Origin of the sequence: Acinetobacter sp. YH12126 (assembly GCF_013418745.1) — a bacterium.
Lineage (GTDB): Bacteria > Pseudomonadota > Gammaproteobacteria > Pseudomonadales > Moraxellaceae > Acinetobacter > Acinetobacter amyesii.
The window spans coordinates 44,565-66,249 of sequence record NZ_VPBM01000008.1 but is presented as its reverse complement, the minus strand read 5'-3'; the positions used below and the strand labels follow the sequence as shown (position 1 = coordinate 66,249).

General features: G+C 42.7%; 20 protein-coding genes and 1 riboswitch. Of the genes, 13 read left to right on the top strand and 7 right to left on the bottom strand.

From position 1 onward, the window contains the following. The first annotated feature begins 1 nt into the window (after window position 1). Window positions 2-128, top strand: a riboswitch (TPP riboswitch). A 116-nt stretch (window positions 129-244) separates the two neighbouring features. The 6 genes from thiC to FTU62_RS07420 all read left to right on the top strand — a co-directional run bounded on the left by thiC (window position 245) and on the right by FTU62_RS07420 (window position 5,656). After that, window positions 245-2,140, top strand: coding sequence for a phosphomethylpyrimidine synthase ThiC (gene thiC / locus FTU62_RS07445; protein ID WP_180102308.1), 1,896 nt, complete (start codon window positions 245-247; stop codon window positions 2,138-2,140). A gap of 76 nt (window positions 2,141-2,216) precedes the next feature. Beyond that, window positions 2,217-2,837 carry an NUDIX domain-containing protein gene (locus FTU62_RS07440; protein ID WP_111884865.1) on the top strand — a complete coding sequence of 207 codons (621 nt, stop codon included), beginning with the start codon at window positions 2,217-2,219 and terminating at the stop codon, window positions 2,835-2,837. A gap of 10 nt (window positions 2,838-2,847) precedes the next feature. Beyond that, window positions 2,848-3,651: a 3',5'-cyclic-AMP phosphodiesterase gene (gene cpdA, locus FTU62_RS07435; protein ID WP_180102307.1), complete on the top strand. Its 804-nt coding sequence runs from the start codon at window positions 2,848-2,850 to the stop codon at window positions 3,649-3,651. A 209-nt stretch (window positions 3,652-3,860) separates the two neighbouring features. Then, complete coding sequence (gene dksA, locus FTU62_RS07430) at window positions 3,861-4,388, top strand: RNA polymerase-binding protein DksA (RefSeq protein WP_078189438.1); 528 nt, start codon at window positions 3,861-3,863, stop codon at window positions 4,386-4,388. Window positions 4,389-4,392: 4 nt separating this feature from the next. Next, window positions 4,393-5,310: a tRNA glutamyl-Q(34) synthetase GluQRS gene (gene gluQRS, locus FTU62_RS07425; RefSeq protein ID WP_373886332.1), complete on the top strand. Its 918-nt coding sequence runs from the start codon at window positions 4,393-4,395 to the stop codon at window positions 5,308-5,310. Between the two features lie 85 nt (window positions 5,311-5,395). Beyond that, window positions 5,396-5,656, top strand: a complete 261-nt coding sequence (locus tag FTU62_RS07420) for a zinc-ribbon domain-containing protein (RefSeq protein WP_180022060.1) — start codon at window positions 5,396-5,398, stop codon at window positions 5,654-5,656. Here FTU62_RS07420 and ftsW read toward each other — a convergent pair. From ftsW to FTU62_RS07395, 5 genes are all read right to left on the bottom strand, one after another. After that, window positions 5,645-6,841 (bottom strand): putative lipid II flippase FtsW, encoded by a 1,197-nt coding sequence (gene ftsW / locus FTU62_RS07415; RefSeq protein ID WP_078192579.1) that lies wholly within the window; start codon window positions 6,839-6,841, stop codon window positions 5,645-5,647. The genes FTU62_RS07420 and ftsW overlap by 12 nt on opposite strands. A 21-nt stretch (window positions 6,842-6,862) precedes the next feature. Further along, a complete protein-coding gene (gene murD, locus FTU62_RS07410; protein WP_078192580.1) occupies window positions 6,863-8,209 on the bottom strand; it encodes a UDP-N-acetylmuramoyl-L-alanine--D-glutamate ligase in 1,347 nt (448 codons plus the stop codon). Between the two features lie 159 nt (window positions 8,210-8,368). Next, complete coding sequence (locus FTU62_RS07405) at window positions 8,369-8,620, bottom strand: DUF6587 family protein (RefSeq protein ID WP_180035955.1); 252 nt, start codon at window positions 8,618-8,620, stop codon at window positions 8,369-8,371. 36 nt (window positions 8,621-8,656) lie between these two features. Continuing rightward, window positions 8,657-10,522: a ferrous iron transport protein B gene (feoB, locus tag FTU62_RS07400; RefSeq protein WP_180049853.1), complete on the bottom strand. Its 1,866-nt coding sequence runs from the start codon at window positions 10,520-10,522 to the stop codon at window positions 8,657-8,659. After that, complete coding sequence (locus FTU62_RS07395; protein WP_180102305.1) at window positions 10,519-10,782, bottom strand: FeoA family protein; 264 nt, start codon at window positions 10,780-10,782, stop codon at window positions 10,519-10,521. The genes feoB and FTU62_RS07395 overlap by 4 nt, the downstream gene beginning before the upstream one ends. Window positions 10,783-10,954: 172 nt before the next feature. Here FTU62_RS07395 and xerD point away from each other — a divergent pair, with 172 nt between their 5' ends. The 4 genes from xerD to thrC all read left to right on the top strand — a co-directional run bounded on the left by xerD (window position 10,955) and on the right by thrC (window position 15,418). Beyond that, a complete protein-coding gene (gene xerD / locus FTU62_RS07390) occupies window positions 10,955-11,872 on the top strand; it encodes a site-specific tyrosine recombinase XerD (RefSeq protein ID WP_180008059.1) in 918 nt (305 codons plus the stop codon). 96 nt (window positions 11,873-11,968) lie between these two features. Next, window positions 11,969-12,781: a DsbC family protein gene (locus FTU62_RS07385; RefSeq protein WP_180102304.1), complete on the top strand. Its 813-nt coding sequence runs from the start codon at window positions 11,969-11,971 to the stop codon at window positions 12,779-12,781. A 130-nt stretch (window positions 12,782-12,911) separates the two neighbouring features. After that, complete coding sequence (locus FTU62_RS07380) at window positions 12,912-14,216, top strand: homoserine dehydrogenase (RefSeq protein WP_078192857.1); 1,305 nt, start codon at window positions 12,912-12,914, stop codon at window positions 14,214-14,216. 62 nt (window positions 14,217-14,278) lie between these two features. Then, window positions 14,279-15,418 (top strand): threonine synthase, encoded by a 1,140-nt coding sequence (gene thrC, locus FTU62_RS07375; protein WP_078192584.1) that lies wholly within the window; start codon window positions 14,279-14,281, stop codon window positions 15,416-15,418. A gap of 122 nt (window positions 15,419-15,540) precedes the next feature. Here thrC and FTU62_RS07370 read toward each other — a convergent pair whose 3' ends face one another. Continuing rightward, window positions 15,541-16,590, bottom strand: coding sequence for a serine hydrolase (locus tag FTU62_RS07370; protein WP_143221671.1), 1,050 nt, complete (start codon window positions 16,588-16,590; stop codon window positions 15,541-15,543). A gap of 211 nt (window positions 16,591-16,801) precedes the next feature. On the opposite strand from FTU62_RS07370, the gene FTU62_RS07365 reads away from it, so the two are divergent. Genes FTU62_RS07365 through FTU62_RS07355 form a run of 3 tightly spaced genes read left to right on the top strand, consistent with a single transcriptional unit; the run spans window position 16,802 to window position 20,472 of the window. Next, window positions 16,802-17,437, top strand: coding sequence for a response regulator (locus FTU62_RS07365; protein ID WP_078189449.1), 636 nt, complete (start codon window positions 16,802-16,804; stop codon window positions 17,435-17,437). Window positions 17,438-17,459: 22 nt separating this feature from the next. After that, window positions 17,460-19,025, top strand: coding sequence for a PAS domain-containing sensor histidine kinase (locus tag FTU62_RS07360; protein ID WP_180102303.1), 1,566 nt, complete (start codon window positions 17,460-17,462; stop codon window positions 19,023-19,025). A 19-nt stretch (window positions 19,026-19,044) separates the two neighbouring features. Beyond that, the gene (locus FTU62_RS07355) at window positions 19,045-20,472 is read left to right on the top strand and encodes a sigma-54 dependent transcriptional regulator (protein ID WP_180102302.1); all 1,428 of its coding nucleotides are present in this window, start codon (window positions 19,045-19,047) and stop codon (window positions 20,470-20,472) included. 22 nt (window positions 20,473-20,494) lie between these two features. Here the strand turns inward: FTU62_RS07355 and FTU62_RS07350 are convergent, their stop codons facing one another. Continuing rightward, a complete protein-coding gene (locus FTU62_RS07350) occupies window positions 20,495-21,670 on the bottom strand; it encodes a S41 family peptidase (RefSeq protein WP_180059120.1) in 1,176 nt (391 codons plus the stop codon). Window positions 21,671-21,685: the final 15 nt, after the last annotated feature.

Genomic DNA, 21,685 nt, shown 5'->3' with positions numbered 1-21,685 from the left:
ACAAAGCTTGACGGAGCGCAGGTAATTTCCTGCTGAGATCATCTAAATTTAGTTCGCTAAATTTAAGGATGAGTACCGTTGAACCTGATCAGGTTAATACCTGCGTAGGAATCAAGCCATCTAAAAACTTAAGCCCTTCTTATCTCTTGGTTTTACGCCTTTATTTTCAGGTGAATCCATCAGATAAACTGCCACGTTTTTGGTCGTGCTTGATTCGTTGATGTCATTCATAAGGATCATTGCAATGAACCAATTAACGAATCTCACCGCTTCAGATCGCGCTGCTCAACATGAACAAGATGCTAAAGATCTCACTCGTATTCTCCCCGCGTCAAAAAAAGTCTATATCCAAGGCTCACGTCCAGATATTCGTGTACCAATGCGTGAAATTAGCCTTACAGATACGCCTACAGGTCTGGGTGGAGAAAAAAATCTGCCGATCATGGTTTATGACACCTCTGGTGCTTATACAGACCCCAATATTCAAATTGACCTGAATCAAGGTCTACCTAATGTCCGTGAATCTTGGATCGAGTCTCGAAATGATACGGAAATACTCGATACCTTAACTTCAAAATTTGGACAAGAGCGTCTTCGAGATATTCGTACTGCAGAGATTCGTTTTGCGCATATTTCAAAACCCCGTCGCGCTCGTCGTGGGCACAATGTCTCTCAAATGCACTATGCCAAACAAGGCATCATCACCCCTGAAATGGAATACATTGCGATTCGTGAAAATCAGCGTCAGCGTGAAGGTGTTGATATGCGCCAACATGCCGGTCAAAATTTTGGCGCACGCAATTTAACTGAAATCACCCCAGAATTTGTACGTCAAGAAGTGGCTGAAGGTCGTGCCATTATCCCTGCCAACATTAACCACCCTGAATGTGAACCGATGATTATTGGTCGTAACTTCTTGGTGAAAATCAATGCCAACATTGGTAACTCAGCACTTGGTTCAAGCATTGATGAAGAAGTGGCAAAAATGACTTGGGCAACTCGTTGGGGCGCTGACACCATCATGGATTTATCGACAGGTAAAAATATCCATGAGACCCGCGAATGGATTATTCGCAACTCCCCTGTACCGATTGGCACCGTGCCGATTTACCAAGCTTTGGAAAAAGTTGATGGTGTTGCAGAGGACTTAACCTGGGAAATTTTCAAAGACACACTGATTGAACAAGCCGAGCAAGGTGTCGATTACTTTACGATTCACGCAGGCGTGCTGCTTCGTTATGTTCCACTCACCGCCAACCGTTTAACTGGGATTGTGTCACGTGGCGGATCCATCATGGCGCAGTGGTGCTTAGCGCATCATGAAGAAAACTTCCTGTATACGCATTTTGATGAAATCTGCGAAATCATGAAAGCCTATGATGTGTCATTCAGTTTAGGTGATGGTTTACGTCCAGGGTGTATTCAAGATGCCAACGATAAAGCTCAATTTAGTGAATTACGCACCTTAGGTGAATTGACTCACCGTGCATGGGAACATGATGTACAAGTCATGATTGAAGGCCCAGGCCATGTACCAATGCACATGATCAAAGAAAATATGGATCTACAACTAGAAGTTTGCAAAGAAGCGCCTTTCTATACCCTTGGACCACTCACCACCGATATTGCCCCCGGCTATGACCACATTACCTCTGCGATAGGTGCAGCAATGATTGGTTGGTACGGCACCGCCATGCTGTGTTATGTGACCCCGAAAGAGCATCTAGGTCTACCAGATAAAAAAGACGTCAAAGATGGCATTATCACCTACAAAATTGCAGCCCATGCCGCAGACCTTGCCAAAGGTCATCCCGGTGCGCAGGCTCGTGATAATGCATTATCCAAAGCACGCTTTGAATTCCGCTGGGAAGACCAATTTAATCTGAGCTTAGACCCTGATACAGCGCGTAGCATGCATGATGAAACTATGCCGAAAGAAGCACATAAATCAGCCCATTTTTGTTCGATGTGTGGACCTAAATTTTGCTCGATGAAAATCACACAAAATGTGAGAGATTATGCAAAAAATCAGCAAGATATGCAGCTTTCTTCAGAATCTAATCCTGAAATTGAAACAGGTTTACAGAGCATGAAAGCGGCCTATCATGAACATGGTCAAAAGTTGTACCACAAAGTGTAAAGCTTAAAAAAAATCTTTTGTATTCAACAAAATCTCGGTTAGGATGAAATGGAAGATTTCATCCTAATTAGCGCTTATGAATATTATTAAACAGGCCACCTATAACAAAAAAGATTACAGCATTGAAGGGCGTGAACATCTTTATAAAGGCTTTATTCAAGTTGAAAAAGTTCAGCTTCGACACCGCTTATTCCATCAAGACAGCATGATTCCAACCATTCAGCGTGAATTGATTCATCGTCCTGAAGCAGCAGGTGTGCTGATCTATAGTCATCAACAACAAAAATTTGCCTTAATTGAACAATTCCGCATTGGGGCGATTGATGATGAAACTTCGCCATGGCAACTAGAGATTATTGCCGGCGTGCTCGATGGTGATGAATCTGCTGAAAGCTGCATCCGCCGTGAAAGTTTGGAAGAATCAGGCTGTGAATTAGATGCACTACAGCATTTATTTAGTTTTTATCCCTCTGCGGGTGCCTGCGCGGAATTATTCCACCTTTATAGTGCTGAAGCAGAACTGCCTGAACATGGGGGAGTCTTTGGCATGCCTGATGAAGGAGAAAATATTCAATTGCATATCTTAAACTATGCTGATATTCCTGAATTATTAACCAATGGTCGGCTAAAAAACGCACCTGTCATTATGGCCTTGCAATGGTTACAACAACAAATACATACTACAAGGAATGTCTAAGGGGAAGGACATGACTTTAAGGGATACACCACAATACGACTGGACACTGATCCAGATCTCGGACACACATTTAATGGATCAGGAAGATCTTGAATTTGTCCGCATGAATCCAGAGCAGAGTTTTCACGATGTGATTCAACAAATTCAGTTGAACCATCATCACATCGATACGCTTGTCCATACTGGCGATCTTGCACAAGTGCCGGTAGAGCGTACCTATGCGCGTTATCTCAAATATATGCAACAGCAGCCGTTTCCGTTTTATCAGATTCCGGGGAACCATGACGAAGCGTCTTGCTTCCCATTTCATCAACAGGAAGATCGTGCTCACTGCATCGCATTAGGCAATTGGTGTCTGATTTTACTGAACAGTGCGGTTAAAGGAAAAGTGGATGGTTGGGTATCACAACAGCAGTTGGAACAATTAGATCAGTTACTCACAGCACACCCACAGCAACACATCATTGTGGCATGCCACCACCACCCTTTTGCCATGCAATCGCATTGGATAGATCAGCATAAACTAAAGAACGCTGAACATCTCATAGATGTGCTTTCACGCCATGACAATGTCAAAATTGTACTATGCGGACACGTACATCAAGACTCGTCTAATCAATGGCGCAATATTCAGTTTTTATCGACGCCTTCGACCAGTGTTCAGTTCAAACCACATAGTGAAAATTTTGCCTTAGATGAGGCTTTACCAGGGTATCGTGCACTCTATCTGAATGATAATGGTGAATTTAAAACTGAAGTTGTTCGGGTCAAATTGGAACAACCTCAAATTAATGTTGAAATTTCAGGTTATTAACTTTTCAATTTGATTTTTTTGCTTTACTTTATGGCTTCTAAAGGAAAAGTGATAGTTAGAATCCAAACATCAAAGACTATCAATAAGCAGAAAAAGTCTATATGATGACGACCCCCACAGAAGGAAACTCTGTGTTGGGTGGATAAAAAACTTGCATATCACCATATTTTTTGCGTATAGATATATGCATATGATGAGGAATGCCCTACATGGCGAATGACAACCAAAATCAAGTCTTAGACGAACAAACTGATGTAGTAGACGAAAAGTCTACCAAACGCGTGCGCAAATCAAAGCCAAAGGCGACTGAAGGTGGTTCTACTGCAAGCTTATTTGGTATTGAACCTTATCAGCCTAAAAAGAATGAAGAATACATGTCTGAAGGGCAACTTGAGCATTTCCGTCACATCTTATTGGCGTGGAAAGCTGAGTTAATGTCTGAAGTAGACCGTACTTTGAATACCATGCAAGACGAAAATACTGCACTTCCAGATGTGAACGACCGTGCAACGCAAGAAGAAGAATTTGCGATTGAACTTCGTACACGTGACCGTGAACGTAAACTGATCCGTAAAATTGAACAATCAATTGAAGCGATCAAAAATGATGACTACGGCTTCTGTGAAACGTGTGGTATCGAAATTGGCTTACGTCGCCTAGAAGCACGTCCAACAGCAACTTTATGTATCGACTGCAAAACACTTGCAGAGATCAAAGAGAAGCAAAATAACGGTTAATTCTGTGTTGAGTAATTCCTCTCTAGCCCTCCCTTTAAAAAAGGGAGGGAAAGCTGCAGAGCATTACGTGGGTCGGTTTGCGCCATCGCCAACCGGCCCTTTGCATTTTGGCTCTTTAATTACAGCAGTCGCAAGCTACTGCGATGCCCGTGCCCATCAAGGGCAATGGGTCGTTCGTATCGAAGATACCGACATTCCACGTATATTTCCCGGCAGCGAAGAACATATCTTACGTTGTATTGATGCATTTCAATTCGAACCAGATACCGAGATCATTTTCCAAAAAGACCGCCTCGAAATCTATGAGCAAGTCATTGCGCATTTGCATGCCCAAGACTTGGTCTATGCTTGTCAATGCACCCGAAAAATGCTCGGTTCGAATCATATCTATCAAGGTACATGTCGTAATCTTGGCCTTCCTCTTCAGGATCAGGCCATTCGAATCAAAGTCGATGCACAGAACATTTGTTTTACCGACCGCTTACAAGGGATGCATTGCTCCAATCTGCAACAGGATTTGGGTGACTTTGTCTTAAAACGCCGTGATGGCATTATCAATTATCAACTTGCTGTCGTGGTTGATGACTACCTACAAGGGATGACCCATGTTGTACGTGGGGCTGATCTATTAGACAATACCGAACGTCAAATTTGGCTCGGACAGGTTTTGGGTTATCCGCGCCTTGAATACATGCACTTGCCATTAGCAATGAATAATCAGGGACAAAAGCTGTCAAAACAGAATATGGCTCAAGCTCTTGATTTAAACCAAGCAGCACCTTTATTGCAACAAGCATTGCAGGCCCTACATCAACCGCCAGTCGACTTAGACACGCCGCGCATTATGCTGCAACAGGCGATTGCGCAGTGGGATATTCAACATATTCCCCATGGCACAGCATTACCTCAAATCTATCAATAAACCCAAATATGGATCTAAGCCAATCACTCGATTTTCAATTGAATTATGCTTTAATAAAGTGATCAATTGACCATTGGAGAGCCTAATGTTTTTTATTTTTGGATTTGGTCCGAAAACCAAAGTCATTGAAAAGAGCCAATTTACTTGCCCTGTGTGCCGCAGCAGAACTCAGTATGAGTTAAAACAGCAACGTAATTATTTTTCTTTATTTTTTATCCCATTGATTCCCCTTTCTAAAGCCAAGGCGAGCTTGGTCAAATGTCTCCATTGTGGAACGGAGATGCCAGCCAGTGTCCTCCACCATGCATCTCCCGATCCGCAACGAGATACGAATTTAGAAGCTTGATTCTTCTTTACTTGGGTTCACTTCTTTGGTCGTCGCATCGATCTTTAAGATCAGACTCACCATAACCGCACAGATAATCAAAGAAGACCCCCCATAACTAATAAACGGTAAGGTCAAACCTTTGGTAGGAAGCATGCCCATGTTCATGCCGGCATTCACCAAAATTTGCAGCAAGAAGATAATACTAATGCCATAAGCCAAGTAGCCTGCACGTAAGTATTGATGACGTAAAGCACGATGACCAATGCGAATACAGCAGATCAACATCACAAATGACAGCGTCAATACGGTCAAAATCCCAAAGAAGCCAAATTCTTCGCCCAAAACCGCCAACATGAAGTCGGTATGAGCCTCAGGTAAATACGACATTTTTTGAATACTATGACCCAAGCCGACACCAAACCATTCACCGCGACCAAAAGCCATTAATGCATTCGACAACTGGTAGCCTGCGCCTAATGGATCATTCCATGGATTTGAGAACGACATCAAACGTTCTAAACGGTAAGGTTCAAATAAAATCAAGAACACAAAGGCCATGATGATCGCACCAAAGGCAATTGCGAACTGAATCAACGGTGCTCCTGCGAGGAAGAATACCCCTAGCATGGTTAAGGCAATCACCACCGTCGCCCCTAAATCGGGCTCTGCCATGACCAAACCGACAGTTGCAGCCATAATCACTGCCAAACGCACCAAGCCCTTAATATTATTACGGACTTCTTCGGCACGCCGTACCACATAGTCCGCGGTAAATATCGCCATCATGACTTTGGCGACTTCCGAAGCCTGTAAGGTGAAACCAGCAATACGAATCCAACGTTTAGAACCATTGACCTCTGTCCCGACAGCCAATACAGCAGCCAGTAAGATAATCGTGATAATCCATAAAAAGAAAGTGTTATTAAACCAAACATTCAACGGCACTTTATAGGCGATATAGGCGGCGGCGGCGGCGGCGGCAATCGAAATACCGTGTCGTGAAATGTAATGAAAGGCATTTTCATGCATGCGTTCTGCATAAGGCATCGATGCAGATGCCACCATGATCGAACCAATACACAACAATGCCAAAACACAGAACACCAGAACATTGCGCACGTTGACCTCGGCAGGTAACCGAGGAAGCCAACGCTCTACAACTTCATTTATTCTATTTATGGTCGTCTGAGCCAACCCAGCCATACAACTTTCCTTATCGTTCTTTTAAACGAGTGCATTCACACAATCAACAAATTGGTGTCCACGCTCACTGTAGCCTTTAAACATATCAAAACTTGCGCACGCTGGAGACAATAACACCACATCATTGGCTACCGCATTTTGTTGGCACAGCTCAACCGCTTGTTTCAAACTTTCAGCATGAATCAGCGTGGTTGTCCCTTCAATCGCTTTTTCAATAATTGGACGATCTTCACCAATCAATACCGCAACTTTGGCATATTTTGAAAGTGAATCACGCAGCGCAGTAAAGTCCTGCCCTTTGCCTTGACCACCTAAAATAATCGCCACTTTACCGCCTTTAGCTTCAATCGCAGCACCTAGACCATCAATCGCAGCTAAAGTCGCACCAATATTGGTGCCTTTAGAGTCATTATAATAACGAACACCATGCACTTCTTTGACAAATTCACAGCGGTGCTCTAAACCTTTAAATGTTTTCAAAGTTTCCAACATGCCTTCGAGTGGCAAACCAATCGCTTCACCCAAAGCTAAACATGCCAAGGCGTTTGCCACATTATGTGTCCCTTGGATATACATATCTGCACTTTTCAGTAAACGCTCACGACCACGTGCCAACCAAATTGTGCCATCAGTATCGCGTAAAATACCAAACTGATTCATATCTGGAGCATTTAGGCCAAAGCTTTGCATTGGGGTGACATCTGGAACCAATGGACGTGTTAATGAGTCATCACGGTTATACACCACTTTTTTCACCGCTTGGAAAATACGATGCTTCGCAGTGTGATAGCCCATCATATCGCCATGACGGTCCAAATGGTCTTCACTCATGTTCAATACAACAGCCACTTCTGCTGCCAAGTTCGACGTGGTTTCTAATTGAAAACTTGAAAGCTCTAAAACATAAAGTTCAGGATCATCTTTGGTGAGATCCAAAGCTGGACGACCCAAGTTGCCACCCACTGCCACTTTTTTGCCTGCATCTGCTGCCATAAGACCAAATAAAGTCGTTACGGTACTTTTCGCATTCGAACCTGTAATCGCGACAATTGGCTTATCCGTCGCACGACGTAAAATTTGAATTTCAGAAACCACAGGAATATTGGCTGCAATGGCCGCCTGAATTTGCGGTAATTTTGGATCTAGCCCCGGGCTGATAATAATTTCTTCTGCTTGGAGTAATAAATCTTGATCCAACTGACCAAAACTGGTTTGTACATCACTGGGAATTTGATCATGACCCGGTGGGACTGCTCGTGAATCGGTGACTGCAACGCGGTAGCCATGGCTATGTAAGAAATTCACTGCAGAAACACCAGAAATCCCTAATCCGGCAACAACCTTCAATCCACCACGCTGTATTAACATTTTCGCCCCATTTTTTGGTCGGTTTTTAAATCTGACAAAATGTTAGCACTTTGCTGTTTTGAATGCTTTTTATGTTTTCACTTTCTCGCAGTTTTTTTGTGTCCGCTCGTAAAAAAACCGCCCATCTTGGGCGGTTTCTTCAAGCAATTGACGGTGAGTTTATTTCCATTTCACCGCTTGTACTTCAGCTTTTTTTGCAGATGGATTATCCGAAGCTGAACATCCACAACCGCCTGCACAGCCTGCGGCCATTTTGGGCTTTAACCATTTGGCTAAACTGTTCCAACCACGGTTTGCACAGTGCTCAGAAAAAGTTGTGAAGACTGAGTTCGATGTTTTTGGAAATACCTTCTTAAACACCACGACAGCACTCCAAATCACCAATACCGCAATAATTATTGATTCAAGCATGTCTCTCTCCTTTGTTCAGCTTTTGCCATTCACAATTCACGATCCAAAATAGCGTGTTGCAATTTGATACGTGATGAATGCCATTAGATAAGCCAAACCAAATAAATAGATAGTCATGAAACTCACCGTTTTCAAGGAGCCAGTTTCACGTTTAACTGTCGCCAGTGTCGCCAAGCAATGTGGCGCATAAATAAACCATACCAATAATGATAGACCGGTTGCCAATGACCAACCCAATGACCCATCGCTACTAATTAAATTTGCCAGACCTTGAGACATGGCATCTTCATCTGTTGCAGACAAGGCATACACCGTACCCAATGCCGCTACAACAACTTCACGTGCCGCCATCGCTGGAATTAAGGCAATACAGATCTGCCAATTAAAACCTAATGGTGCAAAGATCGGTTGTAATACATGCCCAAGCATACCTGCCAATGAATAATCAATATCCGGCAAAGTTGCGCCTTCTGGCGGTTGCGGGAAAGTACACAAGAACCATAATAAAATCGATAAAGCGAAGATGATGCCACCAACACGCTTCAAGAAGATCTTGGCACGGTCCAGTAAACCAATCCAAACACTCTTAATATCTGGGAAACGGTAGCTTGGAAGTTCCATCAATAAGGCATGCTGTGATTTATCTTTTTGGAAGAATTTCAGCACTGTTGCCACAATTAAGGCACTCACAATCCCTGCTGCATATAATGCAAATAACACCAAGCCTTGTAAGTTAAAGACGCCCCAGACCATTTGCTGTGGAATAAATGCTGAGATCAGCAAGGCATAAACCGGTAAACGTGCCGAACAGGTCATCAATGGCGCAACTAAAATCGTTACCAGACGATCTCGGGGGTCTTGAATACTCCGAGTTGCCATGATGCCCGGTACAGCACAGGCAAAGCTCGACAGCAAAGGAATAAAAGCACGTCCACTCAAACCCGCTTTAAACATCAGCTTATCTAGCAAGAATGCTGCACGTGGTAAATAACCTGATTCTTCTAAAACCAAAATAAAGAAGAATAAAATTAAAATCTGCGGCAAGAACACCACTACACCGCCTGCACCAGCAATGATCCCATCAACCACCAAGCTGTTCAGGAGTGGATGTGAAATGTGTTCACCGACTAATTCACCGAACCAACCGAAGAAGGTTTCAATACCATCCATAAACGGCGCAGCCCACGCAAACACCGCTTGGAAGATAATAAACATCATCACCGCTAAGGTAATTAAACCAAAGACTGGATGTAGAAAAATTTTATCGAGAAAGTCTGAGCGTTTATCTTCATGATCAACAAACACCACCACGTCTTTTAAAATTTGTTCAATTTTTTCGTGGTTAGTCCCAGAAAGATTGGTATCACTTAATGACGCATCTGGTTTTCTGAAGCCTTCGGCATCCAAAGCGCCCATTAAGTTTTCAATACCTGCATTACGTACAGCAACGGTTTCTACAACAGGAACGCCCAAACGCTGAGACAGCTTTTGGGTATTGATTTGCATGCCACGACGACGTGCTTCATCCATCATGTTGAGGACAAGTAAAATTGGACGACCCAAATCGATCATTTCCATGACCAAACCGAGGTGCAATTTTAAGTTTGTCGCATCAACTACACATAAAAAGACATCTTGATGCCCTTCTTCTGCAATTTTACCTTGCACGACATCACGCGTAATGGCTTCATCAGGACTCGTCGCTTCTAGGCTATACGTCCCCGGCAAATCCAAAACTCGAACAGATTTACCCGATGGCAAAGTAAATTGACCCACCTTTCGCTCAACCGTTACCCCAGCATAGTTTGCAACTTTCTGACGTGTGCCCGTTAAATGATTGAATAATGAAGTTTTACCACAGTTTGGATTACCAACGAGGGCAATACGTAACGCATCACTCATGCTGATGCCCCTTCCATTGCTATTTCCACTTTTTCAGCTTCTACTTTTCGCAGTGCGAAGCGAGTAAACCCAACTTGAATTAAAATCGGGTCACCACCAAAAATACCTTTGGTAATCACCTGTACTTTTGTTCCGGGAACAAAACCCAAAGTCTCTAAACGGCTAGCGACTAAATCAGCCGGAACATTGTTGCCATTCTGGTTACGATGTACCTTATGAATGACTGCGCTTTGTTTCACTTTCAAATCAGATAATCGCACGCAACTAACCCTAAAAAATTTTGAATATTATACAAACAAATGAGAATAATTAACAAATCGGATTCGATTTCAATTCTCATTTAACAATCTAGCATCGACACGACTATTTTTTTAAATTACATTGCATTAAACCATTGTGATTTCTTGGTTTAATTTCAAAAATGAGCGGCACATGTTAAATAAAAAACCACGTATTCCTACCCCAGTCCAAATTCCAGAAACACTCAGTTTTTTACACGGATATCGTGATGATTTAATTGCTCAAACCGTCAGCCCACATACCCGAAATGCATATTTATCTGATTTAATTCAATGCAGTGAATGTCATACGCATGTCATGACTGATTGGAGCAGTGACGACATTTCAGATGTCTTGCTTAGCCTGACTAAACAAGGAAAAAGCCCTCGCTCGATCGCCCGCTCACTTTCTGCACTGCGTTCATTTTTCAAGTTCTTGCGTGAACAAAAAATACGCAGTGACAATCCTGTTGCAATCCATAAAACACCCAAATTGGGTCGTGCCCTACCAAAGGATTTATCTGAAGCAGATGTTGAAGCCCTGATTAATGCCCCAGACCTCAACACCGCATTGGGTCTACGTGATCGTGCCATGCTCGAAGTGCTGTATGCCTGTGGTTTACGTGTCTCTGAGTTATTAAATTTAAGATTAGAACTGATCAATCTTAAACAAGGCTATTTACGAATTACCGGTAAAGGCAATAAAGAACGCTTAGTTCCTTTAGGTCAAATGGCGGTGGAATGGATCGAGAAGTATTTAGCTGAAGCACGTCCCGTCTTATACAAAAGCGCAACCGATGCTTTATTTCTCACTCAACTCGGTGGAATGATGAGTCGCCAAAACTTTTGGTACGCGATTAAACGCTATGCGCTCATTGCAGGCATTCAAGCCGAATTATCACCACATACCTTACGCCACGCCTTTGCCACGCATTTGCTCAACCACGGTGCCGACTTACGTGTCGTGCAGATGCTGCTCGGCCACAGTGACTTATCCACCACACAAATTTATACCCATGTTGCGCAGATTCGTATGCAAAAATTACATGCAGACTATCATCCGAGAGCTTAACGGCAGGAAATATCAGACCAAGAAGTTCTATTGTGCCCGATATTTTTTGCTATGCTTACTCACCTGTTTGATAAAGCTAAAAGAAAAGGGTTGTTTATGTTATTTACCCGTTCAAAAATTTTTCTCGCATCGACACTTGTTGCCAGTATGGCGTTAGTGGCTTGTTCTAATTCAAATAATGACGAAAAGAAAGATGCGACATTAACGGCAAGTACGCCTGCAACTGGTGAAGCTTCGAATTTATCTGAACGTAATGCTCAGCAGCGTTTAATTGATACTTTGCAATCCAATCTGCAAAAAGCCAATATCAATGCCAAAGTCACTGGGGTGAAAGCGACTGAAGTTCCTAATTTGTTTTGGGTAAGCTTTGAAGGCATGCCTGCGGTCTATGCTACAGCTGATGGTAAATACATTTTCCAAGGCGACGTGGTTCGTTTAGGTGAAAAGCAACTCTTTAATGTAGGCGATACCCTACAAGCAGAGGCTAACAAAAAATTATTTGATCAATTAAAAACTGAAGACCTACTGATCTATAAAGCCAAAGGTAAAACCAAACACGTGATTTATGTGTTTACCGATGTCAGCTGTCCTTATTGCCACAAATTACATGAACAAATGGATGATATTAATGCCCGTGGCATTGAAGTCCGTTACATCGCTTGGCCACGTGGTGAACAACACATGCCAATGATGGAAACTATCTGGTGTAGCAAAGATCGTCGTGCCGCATTTGATAAAGCCATTGCCGGTGAGCAAATCGAGCCAGCATCATGTCAAAACCCTGTGCGCAGCATGTATGAAATGGGTCTAAATATTGGTGTGAATGGTACGCCAGCGATCTATAACGCAGAAGGCAAACACATCGGTGCTTACATGTCGGCTTCCGAACTTGAAAGTGCGCTTAAATAACTAATTTTTATAGGCTAAATGAATGTTTTTTATGGGTGGGAATAAAGTGATTTCTACCCTAGAGTCCGAACGTTTTTTTAGCTATGATCTAAACTCACTTAAAGCAATGATGAAATAAATGGAGTGTGACGTGAAACCAGTTCGTCTGGCAATCCTCGGTCTTGGTACTGTGGGTGGTGGTGCCCTTAAACTACTAAAAGAAAATGCTGCTGAGATTAAACGTCGCACCGGTCGTGAAATTGAAATTACCCATGTGGGTACGCGTCGCCCTCGTCCTGATTTAGAACTGCCTGCTTCAGTGAAGCAAAGTGCTGATTTATTGGATATCGTCCGTCAACCCGATGTAGACGTTGTGGTTGAAGTTATGGGCGGCATTCACCCTGCGTATGAAGTGATTCGTGAAGCAATCGTTCATGGCAAACAAGTGGTCACAGCCAACAAAGCGTTATTAGCTGAACACGGGAATGAATTATTTAAATTGGCCGATGATCATCACGTTCAGATTGCTTATGAAGCAGCTGTCGCAGGTGGTATCCCAATTATTAAAGTCCTCCGTGAGGGTTTGGCAGCCAATAAAATTGACTGGCTTGCAGGTATCATTAACGGTACTGGTAACTTTATCCTGACTGAAATGCGTGAAAAAGGTCGTGCCTTTGCAGACGTTCTCAAAGAAGCGCAAGAACTCGGTTATGCAGAAGCAGATCCAACATTCGACGTCGAAGGGATCGATGCGGCGCACAAGTTAACATTGCTGGCTTCTATTGCTTTTGGTATCCCGCTCCAGTTTGACAAAGTCTTCACGGAAGGCATCAGCAAAGTTACTGCACAAGATGTCAAATATGCTGAAGACCTTGGTTTCCGTATTAAACATTTAGGTATTGCACGTCGTGCTGCAACTGGCATTGAGCTTCGTGTTCATCCAACGCTGATCCCTGAAGACCAACTGATTGCCAATGTAAATGGCGTTAAAAATGCCGTATTGGTTCAAGCCAATGCCGTTGGTCCAACGCTTTACTATGGCGCAGGTGCAGGTGCAGGCCCGACAGCATCAGCAGTGGTTGCCGACGTTGTCGATATTGTCCGTGACATCTCATATACCGAAGATGGCGCAGGTACAATTCCACAGCTTGCTTTTGAAGCACTGACCGATTTACCAATTCTTCCACGTGAAGAAATGACCACTGGATATTACATCCGTATTAATGCCGAAGATCAAACTGGCGTTCTTGCTGATGTCACTACGATTTTAAGCCGTGCAGGAATCAGCATCGATGCGATCATGCAACAGCCGCGCTTAAAAGATCTTATTCCTATCGTGATTCTGACTGATCCAGTTAAAGAATCTAAAATGGATGAAGCCCTTCAACAAATTCAAGCATTGCCTGTCATTCATGGCGAAATTGTACGAATTCGTTTAGAATCGCTTGATAATTAATCGGGTCGAGGGGAATATTTCAGTTCCTCTCGCCAAGCTCTACACACAATTGGAACATCATCATGTCTAATGCCAATCGTTATACTGGTTTAGTTGACCGCTATCGCGACCGTTTACCCGTATCTGCAACTACTCGCGCAATTTCTTTGGGCGAAGGTAATACACCACTGATTAAGCTTGAGAATATTCCACGCATTATTGGCAAAAATGTTGAAATTTATGTGAAGTACGAGGGCTTAAACCCGACTGGTTCATTTAAAGACCGTGGTATGACCATGGCTGTAACAAAAGCAGTTGAAGAAGGCTCTAAAGCAATTATCTGTGCCTCTACAGGTAATACATCTGCTGCAGCGGCTGCTTATGCTGCACGTGCAGGCATTAAAGCATTTGTGCTCATCCCAGAAGGCAAAATTGCCATGGGTAAAATGGCACAAGCGATGATGTATGGCGCGGTAACGATGCAAATTCACGGTAACTTCGATGACGGTATGCGTCTTGTAAAAGAAGTTGCAGATCAAGCACCAGTTACGATTGTAAACTCAATCAACCCATACCGTCTGCAAGGTCAAAAAACCATTGCTTACGAAATCGTTGACGAATTAGGTCGTGCGCCAGATTACCACTGCCTACCTGTAGGTAATGCGGGTAACATCACAGCACACTGGATGGGTTATACCGAAGCTGTGGCGAATCAGCCTAAAGAAGAATTTGTACAAGTCGTTTATGATCCTGAAACTGATCAATTCACAGGTCCAAAACCTGCGGGTCTACCAACAATGGTGGGTTACCAAGCTGCTGGTGCGGCACCATTCCTACGCGGCGCACCTGTAGAAAACCCTGAAACAGTAGCAACTGCAATCCGTATCGGTAATCCACAAAGCTGGAACCATGCTAAAGCAGTAGTCCGCGATTCAGAAGGTTGGTTCGATGAACTTCAAGATGCTGAAATCTTAGAAGCACAGCGTCTACTGTCTATGTACGAAGGTGTATTCGTAGAACCTGCTTCTGCAGCGTCTATCGGTGGCGCGATTCGTGACATCAAAGCAGGTAAAATTGCTGAAGGTTCTGTGATCGTATGTACTGTGACAGGTAACGGTTTAAAAGATCCTGACACTGCCATCAAGCAATGCCAAGATGCCGTAATGTTGTCGATTGATGCAACTATGGATCAAGTTCGCGATTCAATTCTGTCAAATATGTAATTCATATGCTGACTAAATAAAAAAGCCCTGCTCTTGCAGGGCTTTTTATATCTTGCATTCACTTCAGCATTTAAACGTTGAGTAAATCCAAATACCGAAAGAATGAAAAATCTGAAATCTTATTAAATACGTTTTGGTAACTGGCTCGCCCAATTCATTAAACGAGTCGCATCATTGGTTCGTGCAACTGAAGAATCCGCACCCAATAACACCACCACCGCTGGACGGTTATTCAGTGTGGTATGCATCACCACACAGCGCCCTGCTTCATTAATAAATCCAGTTTTTGAAATATTAATATTCCAACCACCATTACGTACTAAAGCATTGGTATTGTTTGATTTCAACACGCGGTAGCCCAAATTAAAGTCATAACTTGGTGTGGTTGAAAATTGACGAATCAAACCATACTGCGAAGCGGTATTCACCAAAATACCTAAGTCACGTGCCGAAGCGACATTGCCTGGGTGCAAGCCAGTCGATTCCACATAATGAGTCGAGTTCATCCCTAATGAGCGTGCTTTCGCATTCATCGCTGCAATAAATGCAGAACGACCACCTGGATAAGTACGTGCTAATGCCGAAGCAGCTGGGTTTTCAGATTTCATCAAAGCAAACAGCAATGCTTCTGCACGATTCATACTGTCGCCAGCACGCAGCGTTGAACTTGAGCTTTTACAACCTGAACATGAGAAATCAGACTGTTGTAAGGTAATCTTTTCAGACATGTTTAATCGGGCATCTGAAATCACTACTGCTGTCATGAGTTTGGTAATTGATGCAATCGGTAAAGCGGTATTGCTATTTTTGCTATATAGCACTTCACCAGTTTGACCATCCATAACCAGTGCTGCACGCGCATTTACAGAGGGCTGTCCTGCGTATTGATTGGTATCAATAATACGGACCGTTTTCGATGGTGCTGTCTGTACCACGCCGCCTGTACTACGTACAGAAGTAGTCACTTTCGTTGACCCTTGAGGAGATGGCTCTTCAGCGCTATAAGACACGTCACCGTTGAGTAACTGGTTTGCATCTTCAGATGACCAGCTAATATTTGACTGCTGATTTGCAGCACTATTCATCACAATTTCAGCAGAACTGAAACTGCTCATACTGAATAAAATTGACATGCCCAAAACGTGCATGAAGGATTTATTTAATTTTTTCACCATTGCTCACTCAACTCAGGATACTAAACATTTGCGCAAGACCAGCAATATGCCGTACATTGGTCACAACTACGAACATTTTTTGCTCACACATTGTGTATGAAGTTTTTCATTTCATATAAGAATAGGATTGCTAATTTTGTCGTTTCATTGCAAGCTTATTTTGCTTTATGTAACAAAAAAACAGGTTTTGACTTGAGGGAGAGTGTAGGTGATCACAGTTTTGGTGGTAGATGACCATGAATTAGTCCGTACTGGTATTTGCCGTATGCTCGAAGACCATGCAGATGTCCAAGTTATTGGACAAGCCGAATCTGGTGAAGATGCGATTACACTTGTTCGCCAACATCATCCAAACGTCGTACTATTAGATGTCAATATGCCAGGGATCGGGGGGGTAGAAACCACACGTCGCCTACTCCAAACAGCGCCAGATACAAAAGTCCTCGCAGTCAGTGGACTTGCTGAAGAACCCTATCCGTCTTTATTGTTAAAAGCAGGTGCCAAAGGCTATATCACCAAAGGTGCACCAGTTACTGAAATGGTCCGTGCGATTAATAAAGTGATGCAAGGCGGCAAATATTTCAGTGCAGACATTGCAGAACAACTGGCCAGCTCATATTTGTCTGATACACAACAATCGCCTTTTGACGCCCTGTCTGAGCGTGAAATGCAAGTTGCCATGATGGTGGTCAATTGTATTAGTGCACAAGAAATTTCCGATAAATTATTCGTTAGTGTTAAAACAGTGAATACCTACCGTTACCGCATTTTTGAAAAACTGAATATTGATAGTGATGTCAAACTAACTCACTTGGCGATTCGCTACGGGTTAATCAAACCTTAACACAACGTACATCCTGTTACTTATGACACAGCGTTCAATTCATAGTGAATTGAACCAGTATCATTTGGGTCTTTGGTACAGTGCTTATCGCTTTATCATCAGTGCCTGTCTGTTACTGGTCTTTTTACTGACCTACACTCAATTCACTTCAGATTATGAATACCCACGTTTATACCTATATGTATTGACGATTTATTTGCTGTTTACCAGCATTCAATTCATGTCACTTGGACGTTTCAAAGTCCGGATCCCAAACCAGTTACTACTGTTATTCATTGTAGATGTCATTTCGCTGAGCTTACTGACCTTAGCCATCGATGGACCTAATTTACATTTGAGTTTGCTGTTTGTGATTACGATTTTTGCAGCATCCCTGTTATTAGATGCCCAAAAAGCTTTAGTCATCACCCTCATCGCTGTGATTTGCGTGGTGTATCAACTGTTTTTAGGTTCAATTCTTGAATTTACCTCACTCAAAAATTTAACCAACAGTGCGATTTTGGCTTTTTTATTTTGTGTGGTGTATGGCAGTGCACAAATTGCCGTGAAACGTTTCCAGTTATTAGAAAATCTGAATTTTTCGCAATCCTTAGAGCTCCATCGGCTACAAAACATTAACCGCTATATTTTAGAACAGATTGATACGGGCTATTTGGTTTTGGATGAAAACTGTCATGTGGTGCTGAGTAATCCTGCTGCTTGCCATTTACTCGGCATGCCAAATTCTTATCATCATGACCAATATCCACTGTATACCACGCAGCCCGACTTATTTGAATTACTCAAATTTGAAGATTTAAAAAGCGGTGAAAAATTCCAATTTGAATCACAACAAAGCCAATATCACATTCAGGTACTGGTACAAAAACTCGTTGTGCCGCATCAAATGCTGACCTTGCTGATTTTACAAGATGCACAAAAACTCAATCAGCAAGTGCAACAATTAAAATTAGCCGCTTTAGGTCAACTCTCCGCCAGTATTGCCCACGAAATTCGCAATCCTTTAGCCGCAATTGTGCATGCCAATGATTTATATCCGCAAAGTGATACCGAACAACAGCACATGTTGAATCATATGATTTCACGTCAAGCGGTGCGGATTGACCGAATTATTCAAGACACCCTAAATATGGTGCGCAATAAGGAAACCCTTCCGACTCGTCTGAATCTAGAAAAATTTTTACCGCTGTTCCTGCAAGAAGATCTGGCAGACATTCAACAGAACATTCGGCTCAATGTGCAAGCCAAAACCTTGATTGATTTTGATGAGGCACAGTTCAGACAAATTTTAATCAACCTAATTCGTAATGCGATTCGCCATAACAATCCGGACATGTCGTATATCGAAGTGGTGGCGCGTACCGATCAGAAAAAAGTCCAGATCGATGTCCGAGATTTTGGTCATGGGGTTGCTTTACAAAACCGCGCACAGTTATTTCAACCATTTTTTAGTACCGAAATTACTGGAACTGGTTTAGGATTATATCTTGCTCATAGCTTCTGTGAAGCGAATCAAGCACAGCTTTCCTATGTAGAACAAAAACAGGGAGCTTGCTTTAGGATTGAGTGCTTACAAGCTGTTATTTAATTGTTTTTAGGGGAAAACTGTGGATTCACAACCACTGGTATTGTTAGTTGATGACGAAGAAGACTTATGTATGCTGATGCAAATGTCTTTATCAAGGATGGGGGTTAAAACGCATGTTGCACATCGCCTCGACGAAGCTAAAAAAGCCTTGTCTACCTATAGCTACGATGCCTGCCTAACCGATCTCAACTTGCCCGATGGTAATGGTCTACAGCTTTTAGATTGGATGAATGAACACTGTCCTGCCCTTCCAGTTGCTGTGCTAACAGCCTATGGCAACATGGACATTGCCATTGCCGCATTAAAGGCGGGAGCTTTCGATTTTGTCAGCAAACCGATCAATCCAAAACATCTTGAACAACTGCTACAAAAAGCCCTGAATAAGCCTTTGGCCGAAGACATTACTTCGCAAGATGCTTTAGAACATAAAATGTTGATTGGTGAATCGCTTCCAATCCAGCAATTGCGTCGAACTCTAAAGAAAATTGCACGTTCACAAGCACCTGTTTTTATTACGGGTGAATCTGGTACGGGTAAAGAGGTCGTGGCCAATCTGGTTCACCGTTTAAGCAACCGTAATGAAGGGCCCTTTATTGCTATTAACTGTGGGGCAATTCCCACAGAGTTAATGGAAAGTGAACTTTTTGGCCATAAAAAAGGCAGCTTTAGTGGTGCCACCCAAGACAAACAAGGTCTGATTCAATCTGCACATGGTGGTAGCTTATTTCTGGATGAAATTGCCGAATTACCTTTAGCCATGCAAGTTAAACTGCTACGCGCGGTACAGGAAAAACGTATTCGCCCCGTAGGTTCAGACTGTGAAATTGATGTTGATTTCCGTGTGATCAGTGCTAGTCATCAGGACTTAGAAGCTCTCGTCCAACAAGGTCGATTCCGCCAAGATTTATTTTTCCGTATCCATGTGATGGATTTAGTATTGCCTGCCTTACGTGAACGTGGCGACGACATCCTCTTATTGGCACAACATTTTATTCAAAAAATTAGCCATGAATGGGAAATTGCTACTAAGCCTCTGACTGAACGTGCGAAGAGTTTCCTACTTAGCCAATATTATCCAGGTAATGTTCGTGAACTCCGCAATATTATCGAACGTGCTATGACCCTCTGCGATGATGAGCAAATTGACCTTCAACATCTGCAAAGTGCGCCATTAAGACAACCGAGTGCTCAGTTCAATTCCGCTCCAACAACGAATGATTCTGCTCAGCTTGCTGTAAACAGCAACGAACAGAGTGTGGTCCCTCGCAAACTGCCTGAAGAAGGTTTGGAGCTCTTTTTAGAAAATATCGAAAAAGAAGTGCTCATGAATGCGTTGAATTTGACTCACTGGAACAGAACACTTGCCGCCAAAAAATTAGGTATGTCATTCCGTTCATTACGCTATCGTTTGAAAAAATTCGGCTTAGATACCGAAGACGAAGAGTAAAAGTTTTCCAGCGTATTGCTGTTTATTTTTGATTCAGCAATAACTCTGCAACATGATCGACATAGTGATCTTCACGTGCATCATGTTGCAGCGGATAGTTATAGTCTGGCTGCACCCCAATTCCTTCAATCATTTTGCCATTCGGTGTCAGATATTGCGACACAGTCATTTGTAAAGCCGCACCATTACTCAATGGAAATAGTTTTTGAACCACACCTTTACCATAACTTTTCTCACCCGCCACCCATGCACGTTTATGCTCTTTTAATGCTGCGGTAAAGACCTCTGCGGCAGAAGCAGAACGATTGTTGATTAAAATACCAACTTTCATATTTTGAAATTCAAAACTTGGTAAAGCCTGAAATTGTTGGTCACCTTCAGATCGACTTCGAGTCGACACGATAATACCCTGATTCAAAAATAAATCGGCAGACTCTACTGCTGCGGACAATAACCCGCCGGGGTTATTTCTTAAATCAAACAATACGGCTTTGACACGTGAACCATGACTTTCAATTAAACGCTTAATTTCATTGGCTGTATCTTGTTGAAAAACTTTAACGTGTAAAACTAAAACCTGATTATTTAATAATTTAGATTCTATATCTGTTTCAACTTTAGTGTTTCTGACCAAATTGACCGGTTGACTTGCAGTTATTAGCTGTAGATTCAGCGTCGAGCCGATACTGCCTGTGAGCAGGTGTCGCACTTGATCTTGATTAAGTTTTTTGAGTTCTTGATCATCAATTTTAAACACCGCCGCGCCATTTTTCAGACCTAGCTTTGCTGAATCGGCATCAGGCTTTAAATTGGTGATGACCCATTGCTGTAAACCTACATCAAAGCGCAAATTGAAATCGACACTCGCAATATCCCCTTCAGTGTATTGCAAAAGCTGCTTATAGTCTTCAGGTGAAAGATATCGTGAATAGCGGTCTAAACCACTGACCATGCCTTTGATGGCTTGTTGGAATAATGCATCGTCATTTTTTTCAACGACATAATTTTCTTTGACAATGCCATAGATTTGAACAAATTGTTGGATCGATTCGACAGGTACTTCGGCATAACTTTGTTCATAGCTGCCATCAAATTCATCGAAAGCCGACTTTGCTTTGTCGGCTCCCCATGTCGAATGACTAGAACACAGCAGCAAGGCTGTAAGGCTTACAACTGACGTCCAGTGTGCTTTAGTCATTCATGCTTCCTTACA